Annotated in this window: 5 protein-coding genes; all 5 read right to left on the reverse strand. The window is 46.8% G+C overall.

Annotation, left to right across the window (positions count from 1 at the left end):
- Positions 1 to 471, reverse strand: a 471-nt coding sequence (locus tag WCO51_09730; GenBank protein ID MEI6513537.1) for a methionyl-tRNA formyltransferase, incomplete at its 3' end; no start/stop codon positions are given.
- Positions 472 to 481: 10 nt separating this feature from the next.
- Positions 482 to 1042 (reverse strand): peptide deformylase, encoded by a 561-nt coding sequence (gene def, locus WCO51_09735; GenBank protein ID MEI6513538.1) that lies wholly within the window; start codon positions 1040 to 1042, stop codon positions 482 to 484.
- Between the two features lie 127 nt (positions 1043 to 1169).
- Complete coding sequence (gene hemC / locus WCO51_09740) at positions 1170 to 2054, reverse strand: hydroxymethylbilane synthase (GenBank protein ID MEI6513539.1); 885 nt, start codon at positions 2052 to 2054, stop codon at positions 1170 to 1172.
- 416 nt (positions 2055 to 2470) lie between these two features.
- A complete protein-coding gene (gene fsa, locus WCO51_09745) occupies positions 2471 to 3133 on the reverse strand; it encodes a fructose-6-phosphate aldolase (GenBank protein ID MEI6513540.1) in 663 nt (220 codons plus the stop codon).
- 40 nt (positions 3134 to 3173) lie between these two features.
- Complete coding sequence (gene xylB / locus WCO51_09750; protein MEI6513541.1) at positions 3174 to 4709, reverse strand: xylulokinase; 1536 nt, start codon at positions 4707 to 4709, stop codon at positions 3174 to 3176.
- Positions 4710 to 4732: the final 23 nt, after the last annotated feature.

Consider the following 4732-nt stretch of genomic DNA (forward strand, 5'->3'; position numbering starts at 1 on the left):
ATTATCATCAGGATCTATCGGGACTTCACGCTTCAGGCAGATAGGACCGGTATCCATTCCCTTATCCATCTGCATTATCGTTATTCCAGTAACCTCTTCCCCTAATAAAATTGCCCTTTGAATTGGAGCAGCGCCTCGATATTTTGGAAGCAGTGAACCGTGAACATTAATTCCACCATGGGGTGGAATATCAAGCAGTTCTTGAGGCAATATTTGCCCATAGGCTGCCACGATTAATGCATCGGGATTGAGTAATCTTACAAGTTCGATAAACTCAGGGTTGCGGGCTATCTCTGGGGAAAAAACATCCAAACCAATCGCCAAAGCGGCTTTTTTAACGGGAGTTTGCGTTAGGTTCATTCCTCTTCCGGCAGGACGATCCGGTTGAGATACAACACCGATAACTTCATGCTCAGAGCGACAGAGCGCCTCTATGCTTGGCACAGCAAAAAAGCTCGTCCCAAAAAACAAAAGGCGCATCCTAACGCCTCGCTTCCACTAAAATAGCTTCTTCTTCCTCATCTTCATCCGGTAGGCTCCAATGAAGGGTTGAAGGGTCAACCTTGTCGATAAATAAGATACCATCGAGATGATCGACTTCATGCTGAACTATGCGCGCAGGAAATCCCTCCAATTCATAGCGAACAGTCTTCCCGCGACGATTAAATCCGGTCAACACCACTCTTAGTGAACGCTCCACGTCACCATATACCGAAGGAATGCTGAGGCACCCCTCCAGCCCGACCTCTGTTTCTTTGCTCAAATCTGAAAGCACAGGGTTAACCACAACCTTCGGTGATTCTTCAGGGGGCATGAAAATTATTATTCTCTTGCTAACCCCTATCTGAGGCGCAGCCAAACCAACCCCATTCCCTTCATGAAGATTATCAATCATGCGGTCAACTAATCGCTGCAGCTCAGGATTATAACGTATTACTTCAACAGCTTTCTGGCGTAAAATAGGGTGCGGGTATTTTGTTATCTCACTCCCCTGTTTGTTCTCATATAGGTGCTGCACATTCTCTGGTATGACGATATCCATTAACCACCTCAATTATATTATACACGCCCACGTCAAGAGGTGTTTGCTTAGCTATTCTAACTATCTATTTTACCATACGTTTATGAAGTGTTTGAAAGTCAATTTAAGCACATCAAGAAAGTAACTATTAAGCGGCTAAAAGCATATCGGCAAGGCGATGGCCGAGTTCAATAGCGTTGGCGGGATCACCAACGAGACTATTGCGGTGGAAACTTTTCCCATCAAGTGTAGCGACAATGCCGACTAAACTGAGTTCGTCTTCATTCACTTTAGCATAAGAGCCTACGGGAAGATTTGATTCAGCGCTAGTGGCTTCGAGAAATGAACATTCTGCAAGAACAGCCAGGCGACTTGGTTCATGACTGATTGCGGAGGCAAGTGTGTAGGCAATGGGATCATCATCACGTACTTGCAATGCAATCGCGCCTTGACCTGCGCTGGGGACAATATCAGTGATTTTAAACATCTGGGCAGCCCGATGCAGCATATTCAACCGTACGAGCGCGGAGACAGCTACAATAACGCCATCACACTCACCGGTCTGCAGTTTCTTTAATCTCTCTTCAGTCCCTCCGTAAATCTCAACTATTTTGAGGTCAGAACGAAGCGCTTTCAACTGAACTCGTCTACAAACGGTATCAACTCCAATTGTAGCTCCCGGCATTAATTGAGGAAGATCTCTTTGGTCGCTAGTGACTAAAGCATCTCGTGGGTCAGATCTTGGAAGTATTGCAGCAATCACTGTTCCAGGGGCGATTCCGTTGGGAAGATCTTTTACACCATGAACCGCAATATCAATCTCGCCATCTAGCAATGCTTGCTGGAGTTCAGGAACATACATCCCTTTAAAATGGATGTCAGGAATTAATGGGGATCCATTACTTACAGATCCCGCAGAGACGAAATATAGCTCTAACTCAGCTAAAGGATGATCTTCCCGTAGCATTATAATGGACGCATCCGCTTGCGCTTTAGCAAGTGAATTACGTCCAGTGCCCAGCTTGATTCGCATCTTGGTTCCCTGGACGAGCACAGATTGATATTATTAAAGTTCCGCTCGCTATTGCATTATTCCTTAACTCTGCTATTCATTTACCTAGTATTAGTTACAGGCTTGGAACTGAGAGAGATCGAAGCAAGAGGCAAGAAGCAAGAAGCAAGATTGCGGATTTGAGGTCAGGGGGCTAACCCCCTACGTACCGTAGCTTTAGCGAAGGTACGTCACCCTGAGCGTAGTCGAAGGATCTTCAATAACTTCTCCACGCCAAAAGGTTTTATTGGTATTGGACGCCCCTCTCCGTGTCACGGAGAGGGGCCTACGAAGTAGGGGGTGAGGTCTTGCGGATGATACCTAGCTTGATGAGCTGCCAACGCTAAGATTTCAACTACAACGCTACGCTTTGCTAACGAAATCTAGACCTACACCTTCTATTTTTTGAAGATGTATAAACCTGCTTTATTCCAATCGTCTAGGAAGCGTTCGAGGCCGATGTCGGTTAAGGGGTGGTGGAAGAGTTGTTCCATCACTTTAAACGGCATCGTTCCGATGTGAGCGCCGGCGCGGACAGATTCGACGACATGAATTGGGTGGCGAATGCTGGCTACCAAGACTTCGCTCTTAAAGCCATAGGTATTCACCATATCGACTGTATCGACGACTGCCGACATCGCTTCCCCGCTTATATCATCAACGCGCCCAACGAAGTTGCTAATAAAAGTTGCGCCGTTCTTTGCTGCAATTAAAGCTTGCGAAAGAGAGAACACCAGCGTTACATTAACTCGAATACCCTCACTGCTAAGCTTCTTTAGGGCGCGCATCCCATCTTTGGTCATGGGGATTTTAATAACGATATTCGGATGCCATGAATGAATTTCATAAGCTTCCTTTAGCATCTCCTCATAAGTCGTCGCCACAACTTCAGCGCTAATCGCTCCATTCGGGACAATACTGCAAATCTCTAGTACCGTTTCTTTAAATTGATGACCCGTTTTTGCGATTAGTGTTGGGTTGGTTGTAACCCCATCCATAATCCCCCACTCATAAGCCGTGCGGACTTCACCAACATCACCTGTGTCTAAGAAAAACTTCATAAATTCCTCCTGTTAGCTACGATTTCAAATCCTTCCATCGCTAGCCCATTTTTGTCAGTTCGGTAAAACGAGGTTTCAAATCCTGATAAAGCTGACGATACATTCGATAATAAGGGGCATATTGTTTATTCAATTCCATATTCGGTTGAATGCGGTCAGTAACTTGAATCGTCGAGTGACAAGCTTCGGAAACGCTCTTCCAAACTCCGGTTCCGACGCCTGCTAACAACGCGACTCCAAATGCCGGGCCTTCATCGACATTAATCATTACATGCTCACGCCCGGTTATGTCGGCCTGCATCTGTCGCCATAACGGACTGCGAGCGCCACCGCCCGATGCTCGAACTTGAGTAACCGACACGCCCATCACATCGAAAATGGCAAATGAGTCATTAAGCCCATAAGCCACTCCTTCAAGCACTGCGCGGGCAAAATATGATTTATTGTGTCTTAAAGTTGCGCCAAAGAAGACACCGCGAGCATTTGGATCGGGATAAGGCGTTCGCTCACCGGTTAAGTATGGGAGGAATATAAGCCCTTCGCATCCTACCGGCACGGTCGCCGCTTCGGCAGTGATGAGTTCATAAGGGTCTTTTCCTAAAGAAGCCGCTACACTCTTCTCCTCGCCGCAGAATGTATCTCGATACCATCTCAAACTTCCTCCAGCTGAAAGCATTGCGCCCATTACATGCCATTTGCCGGGCACTGCATGACAGAAAGTATGGGTTCGATACTCAGGATCAACGCTTGGCTCGTCCAAGAATGCGAAAACCACACCTGATGTGCCGACTGTCGACGATACGACACCGGTATCAACGATGCCATTACCCACTGCTCCGGCAGCTTGATCGCCTCCACCACCAACAACAGGGGTTCCTGGGTTTAATCCTGTCAGCGCAGCCGCTTCGGCAGAGATGCATCCGCTCACTTCAGGCGATTCATAGACCTTAGCCATCCACTCTTTCGGGATATTTATCGCATCGAGTACTTCATACGCCCAATCGCGTTTTTTAACGTTGAAAAGACTCGTTCCTGAGGCGTCAGAAACTTCAGTAGCATATTCGCCCGTCAGCATGAAGCGGATATAGTCTTTGGGCAAGAGAACCTTACGGACCTTTTCATAATTCTTCGGCTCGTTGTTGCGAAGCCAAATGATCTTGCCTGCAGTGAAGCCTGTCAATACTGGGTTTAAAGTCAATTCGATAATTTTATTTTTGCCGACAGTATCGGTTATCCATGCGCATTCTGCAGCCGTTCGCTGGTCACACCAAAGCAAAGCAGGTCTAATAACCTGGTTCTGAGCATCAAGAAAAACTGAACCATGCATTTGACCAGACAGTCCTATTCCACGGATTTCCGATGCTTTGATACCGGTTTCCTCGATAAGCTTTCTAATCGTACCGACAGTAGCATTCCACCAATCAGCAGGGTCTTGTTCGGCCCACAATGGCTTTGGTGTATAAAGCGGATACTCTATCAACGCTCTCGCCCTAACCGCTCCGGTTTCATCAATCAAAATCGATTTGGTACCGCTTGTACCAACATCAACACCAATCAGATATCTTCCTTCAGGCATAATTTCATTCCTCCTAGCATTAC

It is taken from the genome of bacterium (genome assembly GCA_037131655.1).
GTDB lineage: Bacteria > Armatimonadota > Fimbriimonadia > Fimbriimonadales > JBAXQP01 > JBAXQP01.

What these genes read in the sequence shown, in the direction of transcription:
- def (MEI6513538.1), bottom strand. Translation starts at nt 1,042, where the DNA reads ATGGATATCGTCATACCAGAGAATGTGCAGCACCTATATGAGAACAAA.
- hemC (MEI6513539.1), bottom strand. Translation starts at nt 2,054, where the DNA reads ATGCGAATCAAGCTGGGCACTGGACGTAATTCACTTGCTAAAGCGCAA.
- fsa (MEI6513540.1), bottom strand. Translation starts at nt 3,133, where the DNA reads ATGAAGTTTTTCTTAGACACAGGTGATGTTGGTGAAGTCCGCACGGCT.
- xylB (MEI6513541.1), bottom strand. Translation starts at nt 4,709, where the DNA reads ATGCCTGAAGGAAGATATCTGATTGGTGTTGATGTTGGTACAAGCGGT.